The organism is Brevibacillus sp. IT-7CA2, assembly GCF_949767855.1.
Taxonomy (GTDB): Bacteria; Bacillota; Bacilli; order Brevibacillales; family Brevibacillaceae; genus Brevibacillus.
The window spans coordinates 698,480-713,530 of sequence record NZ_CATKQT010000011.1 but is presented as its reverse complement, the minus strand read 5'-3'; the positions used below and the strand labels follow the sequence as shown (position 1 = coordinate 713,530).

15 protein-coding genes are annotated in these 15,051 nt (G+C 47.0%); 10 read left to right on the top strand and 5 right to left on the bottom strand.

Annotated features, from left to right (window positions below):
* The first annotated feature begins 14 nt into the window (after window positions 1-14).
* The 4 genes from ACM6JA_RS09970 (at window position 15) to ACM6JA_RS09955 (ending at window position 3,714) form a co-directional block, all read left to right on the top strand.
* Window positions 15-1,229 (top strand): aspartate aminotransferase family protein, encoded by a 1,215-nt coding sequence (locus ACM6JA_RS09970; RefSeq protein WP_414852142.1) that lies wholly within the window; start codon window positions 15-17, stop codon window positions 1,227-1,229.
* A 3-nt stretch (window positions 1,230-1,232) separates the two neighbouring features.
* Complete coding sequence (locus ACM6JA_RS09965; RefSeq protein ID WP_414852141.1) at window positions 1,233-2,366, top strand: N-acetyldiaminopimelate deacetylase; 1,134 nt, start codon at window positions 1,233-1,235, stop codon at window positions 2,364-2,366.
* Between the two features lie 273 nt (window positions 2,367-2,639).
* Entirely contained in the window at window positions 2,640-3,239 is a 600-nt protein-coding gene (locus ACM6JA_RS09960; RefSeq protein WP_007723201.1) for a hypothetical protein, read from the top strand.
* Window positions 3,240-3,351: 112 nt separating this feature from the next.
* A complete protein-coding gene (locus ACM6JA_RS09955; protein ID WP_007723202.1) occupies window positions 3,352-3,714 on the top strand; it encodes a DUF4912 domain-containing protein in 363 nt (120 codons plus the stop codon).
* A 111-nt stretch (window positions 3,715-3,825) separates the two neighbouring features.
* Here ACM6JA_RS09955 and ACM6JA_RS09950 read toward each other — a convergent pair whose 3' ends face one another.
* A complete protein-coding gene (locus ACM6JA_RS09950; protein ID WP_414852140.1) occupies window positions 3,826-4,464 on the bottom strand; it encodes a glycoside hydrolase family 73 protein in 639 nt (212 codons plus the stop codon).
* 111 nt (window positions 4,465-4,575) lie between these two features.
* Entirely contained in the window at window positions 4,576-5,004 is a 429-nt protein-coding gene (locus ACM6JA_RS09945; protein WP_414852139.1) for a DUF1885 family protein, read from the bottom strand.
* 180 nt (window positions 5,005-5,184) lie between these two features.
* Between ACM6JA_RS09945 and ACM6JA_RS09940 the strand changes: the two genes are divergently transcribed.
* The 5 genes from ACM6JA_RS09940 to ACM6JA_RS09920 all read left to right on the top strand — a co-directional run bounded on the left by ACM6JA_RS09940 (window position 5,185) and on the right by ACM6JA_RS09920 (window position 9,266).
* Entirely contained in the window at window positions 5,185-5,733 is a 549-nt protein-coding gene (locus ACM6JA_RS09940; RefSeq protein WP_007723208.1) for a MarR family winged helix-turn-helix transcriptional regulator, read from the top strand.
* Window positions 5,734-5,811: 78 nt separating this feature from the next.
* Entirely contained in the window at window positions 5,812-6,111 is a 300-nt protein-coding gene (locus ACM6JA_RS09935; protein WP_015892160.1) for a DUF3055 domain-containing protein, read from the top strand.
* 108 nt (window positions 6,112-6,219) lie between these two features.
* Window positions 6,220-7,017 carry a lysophospholipase gene (locus ACM6JA_RS09930; protein ID WP_414852138.1) on the top strand — a complete coding sequence of 266 codons (798 nt, stop codon included), beginning with the start codon at window positions 6,220-6,222 and terminating at the stop codon, window positions 7,015-7,017.
* 118 nt (window positions 7,018-7,135) lie between these two features.
* Window positions 7,136-7,261, top strand: coding sequence for a GapA-binding peptide SR1P (locus ACM6JA_RS09925; RefSeq protein ID WP_007723214.1), 126 nt, complete (start codon window positions 7,136-7,138; stop codon window positions 7,259-7,261).
* A 106-nt stretch (window positions 7,262-7,367) separates the two neighbouring features.
* Window positions 7,368-9,266, top strand: a complete 1,899-nt coding sequence (locus ACM6JA_RS09920) for a TolB family protein (protein ID WP_414852137.1) — start codon at window positions 7,368-7,370, stop codon at window positions 9,264-9,266.
* A gap of 263 nt (window positions 9,267-9,529) precedes the next feature.
* Here the strand turns inward: ACM6JA_RS09920 and ACM6JA_RS09915 are convergent, their stop codons facing one another.
* Both ACM6JA_RS09915 and ACM6JA_RS09910 read right to left on the bottom strand, forming a co-directional pair.
* Window positions 9,530-11,482 carry a dihydroorotate dehydrogenase gene (locus ACM6JA_RS09915; RefSeq protein WP_414852136.1) on the bottom strand — a complete coding sequence of 651 codons (1,953 nt, stop codon included), beginning with the start codon at window positions 11,480-11,482 and terminating at the stop codon, window positions 9,530-9,532.
* Window positions 11,483-11,586: 104 nt separating this feature from the next.
* A complete protein-coding gene (locus ACM6JA_RS09910) occupies window positions 11,587-13,059 on the bottom strand; it encodes an aminotransferase class I/II-fold pyridoxal phosphate-dependent enzyme (protein ID WP_414852135.1) in 1,473 nt (490 codons plus the stop codon).
* A 166-nt stretch (window positions 13,060-13,225) separates the two neighbouring features.
* Between ACM6JA_RS09910 and ACM6JA_RS09905 the strand changes: the two genes are divergently transcribed.
* Window positions 13,226-14,185, top strand: coding sequence for an NAD(P)H-dependent flavin oxidoreductase (locus ACM6JA_RS09905; protein ID WP_414852134.1), 960 nt, complete (start codon window positions 13,226-13,228; stop codon window positions 14,183-14,185).
* 84 nt (window positions 14,186-14,269) lie between these two features.
* Here ACM6JA_RS09905 and ACM6JA_RS09900 read toward each other — a convergent pair whose 3' ends face one another.
* Entirely contained in the window at window positions 14,270-14,905 is a 636-nt protein-coding gene (locus ACM6JA_RS09900; protein WP_414852133.1) for a YktB family protein, read from the bottom strand.
* Window positions 14,906-15,051: the final 146 nt, after the last annotated feature.

The window sequence follows — 15,051 nt, the reverse complement described above, 5'->3', positions numbered from 1 at the left end:
GGGAGAGAGTGCACATGGACTGGCGTTCGCTCGATGAACAATATATCGTCTCCTCTTACAAAAGACTTCCGATTGCCATAGAAAAAGGCGAAGGAAATTACTTGTACGATACGAACGGGAAGAGCTATCTCGACTTGTTTACCGGACTCGCGGTAAACGTTCTGGGGCATTCTCATCCGCGCATTGTACAGGCTTTACGTGAGCAGGGAGAGCGCTTCTTGCATATTTCCAATGTATTTTTAAACAAGCCGGCTATTCGATTGGCCGAGCGTTTGGTTGCGAACAGCATTAGTGGGAAGGTTTTTTTCACCAACTCTGGTGCAGAGGCTACAGAGACTGCGATCAAGCTGATTCACAAATGGACGAAGAACGAGGGCGCAGGTCGTGAAGGCATCGTTGTCTTACGCAACAGCTTTCACGGGCGAACACTCGGAGCAGTGCGTTTGACGAGACAGGCTCACGTCTATCAAGACTTTCCTCAGCCGGCTTTTCCTGTTTATGAACTGGATGTGGAGGACACGGAAGGATTGCGAGCGATTTGCCAAGAAGCAAGGCCTGCTGCGGTCCTCATGGAGCCAGTCTTGGGTTCCGGCGGTGTCGTGCCGTTAACGGAAGCATTCTTGCGAGAGGTAGCTGTGATCTGTGAACAAGAAGGCATGCTCTTTGTCATGGATGAGATCCAGACAGGAATGGGCAGAACAGGAAAGCTGTTTGCTTATGAGCATGCAGGCGTAACGCCAGACCTTATCCTTTTCGCCAAAGGTATAGGGGGAGGGCTTCCCCTCGGCGGTGTCATCGCTGGTCCAAAGCTGATGAACCAGTTCAAACCGGGGGATCACGGAACGACGTTCGCACCATCACCACTGTCTGCTGCCCTGGGGAATGTCGTGTTGGACGAATTGCTTGATCCAGCCTTCATCGCTCACGTAGAAGAAGTGATTACGTACCTGTGGTCGGGCTTGGAAGCATTGCGTACTCGTCTTCCGGATCAGCTGCAATCCCTTCGCGGAAAAGGCTTGATGGTTGGAATTCCACTCTCTTCCACCCCGGAAGAGGTCAGCCACTTGCAGCAAGCGTTGCTTGACGAAGGAATTCTCGTTGACGTGACGCAGAAAACGATTGTTCGTTTGCTTCCGCCACTGACGTTGACAAAAGCCGATGTGGACCGTTTCCTTGCCGTGTTTGAGGAGCATTTAAAAGTAAGATCAGGTACGAAAAAGGAGGCGTAGGGTATGACGACTTCCTTGTTTACACAAATTCGACGAGACCTGCACCAAATACCGGAGCCAGGCTTCGCTGAAGTGAAGACGCAACAATACTTGCTCGATTATTTGAAGAAGCTACCTCAGGAGCGAATCGAGATCAAAACGTGGCGGACAGGCATTTTAGTCAAGCTGGCAGGAACAAAGCCTAAACGATTAATTGCCTGGCGGACGGATATGGATGGCCTGCCGATCGTAGAGGAAACGTCCTACCTGTTTCGCTCGCTTCATGAAGGATACATGCATGCATGCGGGCATGACGTGCATATGGCAATTGCTCTTGGCCTCCTGACGCATTTTACCCAGCATCCGATAGCAGATGATTTGCTGTTCCTCTTTCAGCCGGCAGAAGAAGGTCCTGGCGGTGCTGAGCCGATGATGGGAAGTGAAGAGTTTGCAGGGTGGCGACCGGACTGCATTTTTGCCTTGCATATCGCGCCAGAATATCCAGTTGGTCATATTGCGACGAAGCCAGGAATTTTGTTTGCCAACACTTCTGAGTTGTACATTGATTTGGTTGGCAAAGGTGGGCATGCAGCCTTCCCGCACAAGGCGAATGACATGGTGGTTGCAGGAAGCCATCTTGTGACACAGCTTCAATCGATTATTTCGCGCAATATGGATCCATTGGATTCAGCTGTCGTAACAATTGGCAAGCTGGAGAGCGGGACGAAGCAGAACATCATCGCGGAGAAGTCCAGGCTAGAAGGGACCATCCGAACCTTTTCTATGGAATCGATGGCACTCGTCAAGAGCCGCATTGAATCTCTCGTTAAGGGAGTGGAAATAGGCTTTGATTGCCAGGCAGCGATTGACTACGGGGTTGGCTACTGCCAGGTTTACAACGAGGAGCAGCTAACGACAGACTTCATGCAATGGGTACAGGAACAATGTGAAGATGTAACTCTCATTACCTGCAAGGAAGCCATGACTGGAGAAGACTTCGGTTACTTTTTGAAAGAAATTCCCGGCTTTTTGTTCTGGCTGGGTGTGCAAACGCCATACGGCTTGCACCATTCCAAAATTGAGCCGAACGAAGACGCGATTGAGGTGGCTATTCGACTGGTCTCTCGGTATTTTACATGGCTTTCGCAACAGGAGTAGCAGGTGTCAGGAGCAAAAAAAGAGTGGCTGGATAGCCGCTCTTTTTTCTGTGTCATTCCCAACCGTATTCTGGTCAAGAGTAAGAAGTAGTTACTAACATCTCTGTGCATAAGTCTTTCTTCCTAAGGTTTTTGTGCTTGTGGATATTGTGGATATTGTTGAAAAAACTTATCAGGGCAGCACAACTATTTCCTTTTCCAAACGTATAAACTAGAGAGAAGAAATTCCGGAAAAACAAGCGCTGCCGCGCACACATACAGGAGGATTATTGACATGAAAAAAGCATGGTTATCGGCCCTGTTGGCGTTGACTGTAGCAGCAGGGGTGGGGAGCACTACTGCGCTGGGAGAGGGTGCGATGCGCGTATTTTTCGGTGCGGAAACCGTAGCGAGTGAAATGCCAGCATCCAAGGCCGAATCGGTAGAAACAATAGTGAACAAGCTCGGTGGTTTTGCCGATTACGATCAGCAATCTGGCAAATTGCAAGTGATTAAGCCAAACGTAAATATTATTGTGGTCGAAGGAATTCAGCAGACCCGCAATAAAAATGTCGTTTTCAGCAACCCTGTCAAAGGATACAGCGACAAAAATGTACCTCGTACGTTTAACGTGTTCGTAGAAGTTGATGACGCGCCTGTAGCCAAAGACTTGCGCATGCAACTCGTGTTGGTCGGACCGGATGGCAAAGAAGTGTCTAAAGGGAAAGAGTGGAAATACTCCACACAAAATGCAAACAGCTTCTATTTTTCTGAGCCTTTTGTATCTACGAAACTCGAAGCATACGGCACTTATAAAGTACAAGTTCAAATGAAATCCGAGAAATTCACTTCTTATGTAACCGTCGGGGAAAATACATTTACAGTTGGACGTTAAAAATTATGGCTTGGATGCGTTTCCACTTTGTATGTCCCCGTGCTATAATATACGGAAAAGCCAATATACTTGGTGATAGTAAGTACATGAAAGAAAGGAACGATGGGAGCGAATGGAGACAAATCCCCCGCGATCGTCCACGGATGTAGAAGGCCCGAGTATACGCATTGCCTGGAAAGATGAGCAATCCATTCAGGCAGAGTGGAGCATGACGAAGGAGTTCGAGCAAGAAATAGAGCGAAAGTTTGCTATTCCGTTTGCTGAACTGCCTTTTGTCCTACGCCTTTTTGATGTGACGTACCGCAAAGAGATCCGAAATGATGGCACTGACCTTTACACTGATTTTGATATCAACCACCGTTCTTCCGAATGGATTTTGTACGGAGTGACGCAAGGATTGGAATATTGCGTCGATCTGGGAATTCGGATGGTGGACGGAAGGTTTTATTCGCTGTCCAGGTCTCAAATGATTTGATCAACGTGCTCAAGCAATGTACGACTGAGGCAACTGCATTTTTATACGGAACAGCCCCATTATCCACGAGATTTGCTTGTGGCAATGGGGCTTTTGATTTTTATTTATGACTCATGGCTTCTCTCGTTGTTTGTCCAGCAGTCGCAGGGCAACCGCTAAAACAGCCCATACTGGCATTGGTTCGTCTAACTTATTTAGCCATTCAGGCGAGGTCAGCAAGCCCTCCTGCAACGCTCGATTGCCCAGTTCCAATTTCCAGGGAGGAAACACCTGTGGCACTTCTGAGGCGAATTGATCGTACTGAGACAAGTTGTACGTTTGAATGAGGCGCGTCAGCTTTTCAGCGTACGCTGGATCGGTAGCGTAGCCGGCTTCTTCTAAAGCCTGTGCGGCTTGTGCAGGAGTAGCGGCTGCCAGCACGTTTTTATATGCGGGCTTACGTAAAAATTGGGCATGGTCTTCCATGGATTGCTGGTAATTTTCATAAGCGCGGAACTGGGAAGTATGTGTGACCGTCTTTCCGTTTTCCACCTCTTTGCTTTCGATGGTGACAGAGCCGGCAGGTCCCGTTCCCTTCATTCCAAAGAGGTTGTACGAGGATGTCCCAGTGGCAGGGTCAACAGGTACTTTTTTACCCCAACCTGACTCGAGTATGGCTTGCGCTATGATAATGGAGGGGAATATACGATGGTTCAGATAAGAGTTTCTGGCATGGTCAGCAACTAACTGAATAAATGCTTGCGCCTCCATAAGCACACCCCTTTCCACTCTTTGTTATTCGTATGAAAAAAAGAGGTCAGGGGGAATAGGCCTGAACATGAAAAAACAGTCGATATTGCTCGACTGTTTTTACGTTTTTCTTTATGGCTTTCGAGGTTGGAAGTATTGAATGCGCTTGTTGAAGAGATGGAGCTCTGCTTTAAAATCACGTGCCAAGTATCGACAGTACTCATTCGCCTTGTTTTTATCGCCATGTGTGGCCGATTCAGGGAGGGACACTTGTATGTAGTGCTTTTCGGAACCGTTTTCATTTTTGCTACCGACTCCAACAACGATAGCTTTATACATGTTTGGATCTTTTCCTTTGAGAAGGAACCACGAGTCTTTTCCTTCAGGGCGTTCTTCTAGGGTGTAAGGGAAAGCGGCGTCAGCATAGGTCCAGCCCAACTGCTTTCCTGTTTTTGAGGTCATGTCAACGTATCGCGTAAACTTGGCTTTCACGTCGTCAATACTTACAGATGCTGAGGTAGAACCATCAACGAAATAGATGTAGGCCGATTGAAGTTTCACGACTGCACTCACTCCTAGTACCGGTATTCTGTGCGTTAAGTGTAGCATTGTCTTCCACTCTTTGGCAATGAGGCAGTTGGTGACCGAAAACAATTGCGTGTTTTTTCTGAAAAGTGTAAAATATATATCATATTAATATGCCATTAGATGAACGATAAAGGATCATGGAGGAATATACGCATGCAGGAGGCCTCAATTAGACACGTATTCGAAGCTTTAAACACCATGCGCGCCATCGATGTGGTGAACAAAGAAGACTGGGAGCGGGCAGCGAAGGAAGCCGAATTGGATTCCTCCGTACAGTTAAACATTCTCTGGATCATCTACTGTTATGAAGGTGTACGCGTCACGCAAATTGCAGATTGGACCTTCTGGCATCCCTCATCGATTGTCATTCATATCAAGAAATTAATGGAGAAAGGCATGGTGACGATCGAAAAGTCGGAGTTGGATGGGCGTGTGGTTCACGTATACCCGACTGAAAAAGGAAAAGAAGTATTGGAAGCCAGTCGAAGAAGTGTACCAGATATTTTTAGATTGACGTATGCATTGGAGAAAATGGAGGAACGATACAGTACAGCAGTAGTTGAACTGTTCTTTGAATGTCTCTCCTTTGTCGCGCAATCGTTGCATGGTGCAGAAAAAGTGAGATGGATTCAAGAAGGGGAAGACAGGGTCATTAACCCAACGCGTCTGGTAAATGATGCTGTTTGGGTGGCAAAAACGTGATTTTTCGCTTATACTAGTTAATAATCCGAATATTTCACGAAATTCGGAGGCCAAAATACTGTTGAGGAGGGATTGCTGATGGAGCACTACGACCACTTATACGACGTTTCGGAGAATGCTAATGTACGTTTCCTTGGATTTATTTCAGAGGGAACACGCTACGACTTTGGCATGGTATTTACACACAAGTTTTATGGGAAGCCGTTGGTGATCTGTATGCAGACAGGGCAATCGACTCTTCTCAGTTCTGAAGATGCGGTGAATCCAGGATACCTGCAAAAAATTTTCAGGCTGGATTCAGAGAACGAGGCAGTCGCACTTGCTGAGTTTTTCCAGGAACATTTACCATCCATTCCATTTGAAGAAAATCAGTATTAGCAAACGAGCAGAAGTTTATCTTCTGCTCGTTTTGGTTTTTCTGTAAAATACGGCCTTCCGTTTTTTAGTATAATCGAAAGAAATCAAGCAGTAGGAGGAACAGGGAGAATGGGTGTACATAAATGGTCGGCCAAAGAGTCTCGGGGAGCGATTGTTCTCGTCCATGGAACGGGAGAACATCATGGACGCTATGAGCATGTAGCGGCTTATTTCAATCAGGTAGGCTGGGACGTATATGCAGAAGACTTGCCCGGATGGGGGCGCTCTCATGGGAGACGGGGGCATATTCAATCATTCGAAGACTATTTGTCCCGTGTACGTGAGTGGACGAGTACCGCGCTTGGTGATGCGTCAGGAGAGAAGCCAGTATTTTTAATGGGGCATAGTCTGGGGGGGCTCATCGCGACTCGATTTATTCAGACGAATGAGCAGAGTAAAGAGTTGGCTGGCTTAATTCTCACATCTCCTTGCTTAAAACTGAAACTGACTGTACCGGCTTGGAAAGAGCAATTGGCACAGTTTCTCGATAGGGTCTGGCCAACACTTGTCATGCCTAATGGAATTACTCCCGACATGGTATCGCGTGACGAAGCTGTTCAGGCTGCTTATGAGAACGATCCGCTCAATTATTCCAAGGTAAGTGTCAGATGGTTCACGGAATTGAACCGCTCTATGGAAAAGGCGTGGGAGGAGAGAAATCAAATCAAGCATCCTGTCCTTGTTTTGCAGGCTGGTGCTGATACATTGGTTGATGCGGATGCAGTGGAGCGGTTTACAGCGGGCCTTCCAGATGGACAAATGTTTGAACGGTTCGCGGGCTTGCGGCACGAAATTTTGAATGAGCCTGAAAAGGAAGAAGTCTTGCAAAAAATCGTGAACTGGTTGAATGACAATATTCCACATTAATGTGACATACTAATTATCAACAAATGCATCTTGACTCCGAATGTAATGGCATATTAAGATGAATGTAACATAACATTTGTGATAATATGTGAATTAATTGAATGCGGAGGGGACATAGATGGGAACTATCGTATGTCAGACTTGCGGAACCATCATCGAGCATTTTGAATGTAATTCAGTAAAAACGCTTTATGCGGTGTGCAACTGTGACTGCCGACCTGGTGAAAGACAGGAAAAAGAATAAATAATTGTCAACAGGCCTATGTGGAGGCCTGTTTTTTTTGACAACCTTTTCGGTATGGAGGATAATGGAGAAGTGTGAGAATTGTTGCAAAAGGAGGAATTGTGTCATGAAGCGACAACCGATGCAGGGATTGCTGGCCGCTGCACTTTTGGTCACATCTCTGTGGAGCGGGACACCAGCGCTTGCTTACAGTATTGGTGATGAAGAAAAAATAGACGGTAGTCAACCAACAATATCCTCAGCAGGATATGATATATCAAAAAAATATGCGGTATGGATGGTTGAAGGTGGGCAAAGAGTAACACTCTACAATCTGGATAAAGGTAACCAGAGCGAAATAGGTGACAAGGAATCAGAAAAGACGAATCCAAAGGTCGATGGAGATTACGTCGTATGGATTGATTCCCGTGATGGCGGCTCAGATGTCTATTTGTATGACATTGTGAAAGAGAAAGAAATCCGTTTGACAAGTGGTTCTGCTTCGGTCGAGGGTTTGGAAATTGCCGATAAAAATATTGTTTGGACAGACAACGGCGATGTTTATCTACATAAAATTTCTACTGGGGATACAGAGATCGTATCAGCGAGTGGAAAAGCAAGCAACCCGGTGGTAAGCAGTGGTTATGTTGCTTGGGAAGATGATCGTAATGGCAATGATGACATTTATTTCTATGACATCAAAGCAAAAGAGGAAAAGGCTGCCGTCACTGCTAAAGGCGATCAAGGGCGTCCTAGCATTTTCTCCAATCAAATCGTGTACGAGCATCAATCGGCTGGAGACCTCTATTCCTATTCCATTAGCAACGGTAGAATTAAGCAATTGACCAATGACAACAATGAACAGCAAAACGTACATTTGTATCAAGAGGATTATGTCTACTCTGACGATAATGACTTGAGATATCGTGAGCTTGGCAAAACGTCTGGTAAAAAGATCGCGAGCAATCTGTACGGTGAGACCGGACCGAAAATTTATGGTGATTTTATCTTATTCGCGAAAAAAGACAGTAACAAAAAGCTCCAACTCCACCTGCATGACCTGGACGAAAAGGAATTAGTTCCGATAGGTAATGCAGGAGGAAAACCAAATGAGCCAAGTGCTCATGATCGTTATGTAGCGTACGTAACCGAGTCTAAAAAAAATAATACGGTCGTTTTATACGATGTCGAAAATAAAAAAAGTAAAGTCGTCAGTAATCCGGAGCATGATTCTGTTCGCCCTGTTGTAAGCTCGCGTTATGTTGTCTGGTATGACGAGCATGATGATGCACTCTTCTCCTACGATATTCGTAAAGACATTCAAAAGCAGATTACATATGAAGATGATGATCAAAAGCCGAGTGAGAAGCTTTATGAGATTGACGGAGAGCGTCTGTTATGGGTGAATATCGCCGGCAGACCAGAAGTGACCATCACTGATTTATCGACTGGAAAGCATAAGGATGTTACGACGGTAAGAAATGAACCACTGAGTGTTGATATTTACAAAAACTACGCTACATGGGTAGTGGAAGAAGGCTCAAAGAGCGCAAGCATCGTACTCTACGATATCGAAGAAGATGACGAGACAGAAATCCGCGATAACGTAAAAGTAGAGAAAGCAGAAATCGGCGATGACTTTGTTGTTTGGAGCGAAGATACAGGCAATTCCAAAACCGGTTGGGATTTGTACTATTACAACATGGACCGTCAAAGAGTCAATCCGTTGCTTCGTTATACGGATGGTGACCAGAAAAATCCACAGGCTTCAAGCAATATGATTTTGTATGAAGACAATCGTCTGTCCGCAAAAGGCAAGGAATTCTACTATGAGCTGTATGATTTCGAAGAGGATTCCTATAGCGATATTGAGTGGGATGATGATGCGGAGATGGAAAATGCCCGCATCGGTGGAAATCGCGTTGTCTGGGTCGATAAGCGTGATAAAGACCCATATGTATACACGGTAGCATTCGCTCCGGGCAATGATGATGACGAAGATGAAGAAGACGAAGACGAAGACTGATTCTGAATAACGGTAGTCAGACTTTTATAAAGAAAAACAGACGAAAGAATTTCTTTCGTCTGCAGGCTGTCGAGAAACCCCCAGTCTGGATTTCTCGGATTAAGATAAAAAATTTTGACCTTCTAGATTCGCTTCTAAGGCGTTTTACGAAGGTGGGGAGACATATTTGTACCCCCTAAAATGGCACAGAAAGTCCCCTTTTTTGCGAAAGGGGACTTTCTCAACACTCTGCAGACGAAAGAATTTCTTTCGTCTGTTTTCTTTTATGTCCGGCATAAATACGGCTTCAAAAGTACGAGTGCTACGAGAAAGAAAATGACTGCGACATAAGCGGGCAAGAGATGAATAAAATCGACATAGCCAACAGTAAAATGGATACCTATGCCAGAAACAAAGCCTGGAATGCCTGCTAAAAACAATGTCCACCAAATCCACGCTTCTCCTCGCCTAATACCCCAAAGGCTAATCAGCAAGACGGCCAGGCCATTCGAAACTAATGCCCCACCAAAGCCAGCACGGTCATGAGCAATGACCGGAATTAATCGCTCATTGTAAGACTGCAAGGTATCAGCAGACACACAGAGAAAGACGAGGTCGGAAGGAACGAAGACACCAGTGACGCCGATGATCGAGATGATGATACCAGCCCCTGTCAAACCAAATCCGATGATGACAAAGAGCAATTGTCCCCATAGAGCCATTCGCCAATCCCGATCGTTGTGAAGCTGAGGCGGTAGGCGAGTCAAATGAACCTTTGCAGGTGTTCGTAATGCGAGCAAAAACATGGGGAACAACACGAACGCTAAAATCGCGTGCAAGTAATCGAAATACCCGTATCCAATAAATAATAAGATGCTGGAAAATCCAACAGCACCGGAGACGAGCAAGATGATCCGCGTCCAGTGAATGTCTTTGCGCAGGCCATGGTAAGCAAGTTGGCTATACAAAATTCCTATGGATATCATCGTTCCTGCCAGACTAATCCGATCGTGTGACATAAAAGAGAGGATTTGCGCATTGATGAGCGCAAGCTGGTCGGCTGACATCCCGAGAAAGCGTTCGTCGTACGGAAGGACGACAGTTGTTGCTGCGACCAGCCAAGCAAGTGCGCCACCGATCATCATGCCCACGCCCAACAAAATTCCCCATATCCAAGAAGGAAATAAAAAAGCAGGTCGCTTTTCTTGAGGAGGGTCAGTGTCTGGTTGTGTTTGCAAGATGGCTTCGTTAATTCGTTTTGGCAAGCCGGGGCCAGAATAGACCAAGCCACTGTGCAACTGCACAAAATTGGCACCCGCTGAAAGAAAAGTCAGCGCATCTTGTGGCTCCAGAATGCCGCCTGATCCAATGATAAGGGCATCTGACCACTGCTCCCGTGCCCAAGAGACAAATTTGACGGCTTTCTCGTGTGAACTCCTCCCCGTGATGTAAACAGAGTTGTTCGCGCATGGTGAATCTTCCTGAATCGTACCTCCAGCGACAACTAAGCCGTTGAGTCCTGCTTCTTTTGCCGAGGTAAGAATCGGGAGTGCTTCCGCTTCTGTAAGGCTCGGAGGGATCGCCAGCAAGAGTGGCAGATCCGTTTGGTTACGCAAACAGGAAAAATGTTCCTTCCACGCTGTATGGCTCCATTCTGGCTGTCCCATATTCGCTCGTGAATCTATTGTGAAAAACGAACAAAAACGTTCTAATTTTTCGATCAGCTCCTGAAGCTCTTCTGTGGCTTCTCTCAGGCTGGCTTTTGGTCGGCCGGCCAATCTGACTCCAATAGGAATTTTGATGCCAGAAGCCCCCTCCAGGCGCCTCAGAAGGGCATAAATACCATTATTTACCAACGGGCTGGAATAGTGGATATTCATCGCGGCAATGTCACGTTGAACGGTGCCGCGGGAATCAATCGGTTCTTTGGACACAGGGCCCAGCTCTAGAAACCCGAAGCCGAACTTGGACAGCGCCTGAATGGCGATGCATTCCGGGTCCAATCCGGCACCCAATCCGACTGGAGTAGGGAACGTGACTGGACCAATTGTTTTGGAGAGCTGTGAGGGAGGCTCCATATGTCCCATCCATTCGATGATGAACGGACCACCCGGAATTTTTGCCAAAGTGCCGATTGACTGCAAGGTAATAGACCGGGCCCGTTCGGGTGGCATGAGAAAGAGAAGTGGCCGGAACATCGTTTGATACGACCAGTCTGGCATTGCAGCATCGCCCACCTTTCCTGATTTTTCCCATTTCCATCTTATCTCAAAATGTTTGCATAAAAAATAAAAAAAGCTGCTCTCTCGTGAAAGAGGCAGCCGTTTATGGTTCGGATCGCTTAGCCAGAAATAGCGGTTTGTCTTTTTACGACTTTAATCGTTTTCAGTGTCTCATCTTCAGGGCCTTGTACGGGTAATCCGACTCGAATGTTTTCCTGAATGTACGCGATATTTTCCTCAGTGATTACCTCCCCAGGAAGGAAGATCGGGATGCCTGGAGGATACACCATGATGAACTCAGTGATGACTCGACCTGCTGCTTCCACCAACGGAATCGTCTCTGTTTCTGCATAGAATGCATCTCGAGGGGTTGTGGATAGCACAGGGATATTCGGCAGTGAGATGGTAGGCTTCTCTTCTGCTTGTACGTGCGAAAATTCAACGGACAGATCACGCAAGCCATTTACCAGCGTACGGATGGATTCTTCCGTATCTCCCGCAGTAACGAAGCAGAGGATGTTGTACAAATCGCTCATCTCTACTTCAATGTTGTACTTGTCACGCAGCCAGTTCTCGACTTCCCATCCAGTGATTCCGAGATCGCGTACGTGGATGAGGAGCTTGGTTGGGTCCATCGCAAAAGTCGCAGGCTTTCCAAGAATCTCCTTGCCAACGCAGTAGATGCGCGGGATTTCGTTAATCATATCGCGTGCTTTTGCTGCCAGTTCCATCGCTTGATCCGCGAGCATTTTCCCGTTGAGTGCCAAATGCTGACGCGCCATGTCCAAAGACGCGAGGAAGATGTAAGAAGTCGAGGTCGTCGTGAGCATACTCATAACAGTTTTCACCCGATCAACATCGACGAGACCTTCCCGTACATTCAAGATCGACGTTTGAGTCAAAGAGCCGCCCAGCTTGTGTACGCTGGTTGCTGCCATGTCGGCACCTGCTTGCATGGCTGAAATCGGCAGTTCCTCATGAAAATGAATATGCACACCATGAGCTTCGTCTACCAATACAGGAATTTCATAGTTATGCGCAGCCCGCACGATCTCACGCAGGTCACCTGCAATACCGAAGTACGTAGGGTTAATCACCAACAGGGCAGCAGCATCAGGATGGGCTTCTAGTGCTTTTTGCACGGCTTTCACTGTGATCCCGTGAGAAATGCCCAGACGCTCGTCCATTGAAGGGTGAATAAAGATTGGGATTGCTCCAGCGAAAATAATTGCCGACATAATCGATTTGTGTACGTTACGCGGTACGATAATTTTGTCGCCAGGACTGCAGGTCGCCATAATCATCGCCATGATGGCACCGCTTGTACCTTGCACGGAAAAAAATGTATGGTCAGCGCCGAATGCCTCGGCTGCCAAATCTTGTGCTTCTTTAATCATTGCCTTCGGGTGATGCAAGTCATCCAATGGCGCAATATTGATGAGGTCTATCGAAAGAGCGTTGTCCCCGATGAACTCGCGAAATGCCGGATGCATACCCATACCCTTCTTATGGCCCGGAATGTGAAATTGAATCGGGTTCCGGTTGGCGTGCTCCAACAACCCGCTGAACAAAGGAGTTTTCATTTGTCTCACTACGATCGCCTCACTTTACTAATCAAGAATAATAAGGGGAAAAACAAACAAATTGAGTATAGCAAAATAGGGGGGGAAAGCAAGCGAATTTTTATTCATGCTTACGAGTGGTGGCAGGAGTTTGGCCTGTAAGCCGAGAAGGTCATTTACACGGGGTGATAAATGGATGAAAACGAGAGTAACGGAGCTACTTCAAATTACATATCCGGTAGTTCAAGGTGGCTTGGCTTATTTGGCTTACGCAGATCTGGCTGCGGCTGTATCAAATGCCGGGGGACTCGGTCAAATTACGGCTATGTCCTTGCCTTCGGCGGATGCACTGCGGGAGGAGATTCGCAAGGTCCGTGCATTGACGGATAAACCATTTGGTGTGAATTATGCCATTGGTCAACACGGTCGGCCGTATGAAGAAATGCTGGATGTGGCGATTGAAGAAGGAGTGGCAGCTGTTTCGGTAACAGGAGGCAATCCAGAGCCGCTGCTGCGCAGACTCGATGGTCATCCCATCAAAAAGCTTGTCTTGGTTGCGTCTGCCCGCCAAGCGCAAAAAGCAGAATCGATTGGCGCGGATGCTGTGATGGCTGTTGGTCAAGAAGGTGGGGGTCACCTGGGACGAGATGATATCGGGACGTTTGTATTAATTCCGCGTGTGGTGGATTCCGTGAAAATTCCGGTATTGGCTAGCGGTGGCATCGGTGATGGTCGGGGGATTTTGGCAGCGCTTGCACTGGGTGCAGAGGGTGTGGAGATGGGGACGCGATTTATTGCGACGCAAGAATGTGTCCATGCGCATTCGGCTTACAAAGAAGCTTTGGTTACTGGAACGGAGCACGATACCGCAGTTATCAAGCGCACATTGGGAACACCTGCGAGGGTCGTTCGTACACCAGGCTCTGATCACATTCTCCAATTGGAAAAAGAAGGGGCAGGCTACGAGCAGTTAAAGAGCCTCATCAGTGGTGCGAACAATTGCACATTTATTTATGAGGGCGACAGCCAGCGTGGCTTTGGTTGGGCTGGTCAGGTTATTGGATTGATTGAGGATGTACCAAGTGTCCAACAATTGTTTGACCGCATGTTTGGCGATGTGAACAAGTCGTTGGATCGACTGCGGTCTTTTTCCTAAAACAAAAGAACAGGCCTGCGTTTTTCAAATGAAAGCGGACCTGTTCTTTTGCATATAACTCAACTAAAGAAAGCGGGAGGCAGTCTATCCACGAGAATTTCCTAATGTATAGAGCTTACTCAACACACCAAATGTTTCTTCGAGACGACTCACCAATGCTTCTCCGTCTGCCAGGATTGGATCATGACGGTCAATGGTAATTCCACAGAGCAACTCCGCTTTTTTTACCTGTGCCAGCCTATCCACCAACTTTTTCACTCCAGCCGTGCCCAGCTCTTTTTGAGACGTGCTTGCTGGTTGCATATGATCTGGAGACCAGTGAAAATGCTCCGGAACCATCGCGATGACCTCAGCTAGACGCTTGTTAAACGCATGACTGATGATCTCTTTGGAAGGAGACTCGTAGATTACCGCGTACCAAACGAACAAATGTGTTCCCCACAAGCCGATTTGAAAGTGCGGATGTTTTTTGTAACCGCGTTTATCATTAGCCCAGGCAACCCACGTATCAGCTGGTGGGTTCACCGTACGGCGTGCATGTTTTGCTATGTGCGTAAACATTTCATCCCCGGTTGCTACGGAGAGAAAAGGCGCAAAGTGTTGGCTGAGTACTTCGAATTTGGGACGGATATTGGTTTTGATCGCGTCCATTCGAGCATCTAGTCCATCAATGGCAAAAACATCAAAATCTTCTTGACGAAAGCCTGGAAACGTTGGCATGTAACAAACACCTCTTTTAAGCATCATCGAACCCCACTGGAAAGAAAAGGGCGATCGTCCCCGTCAAGGGAGCTTGGAATCCTCCATATGATATCATACCATCCAGGAAAAAAATACATGCCGAGTTTTATGAATAGCAAAACCAA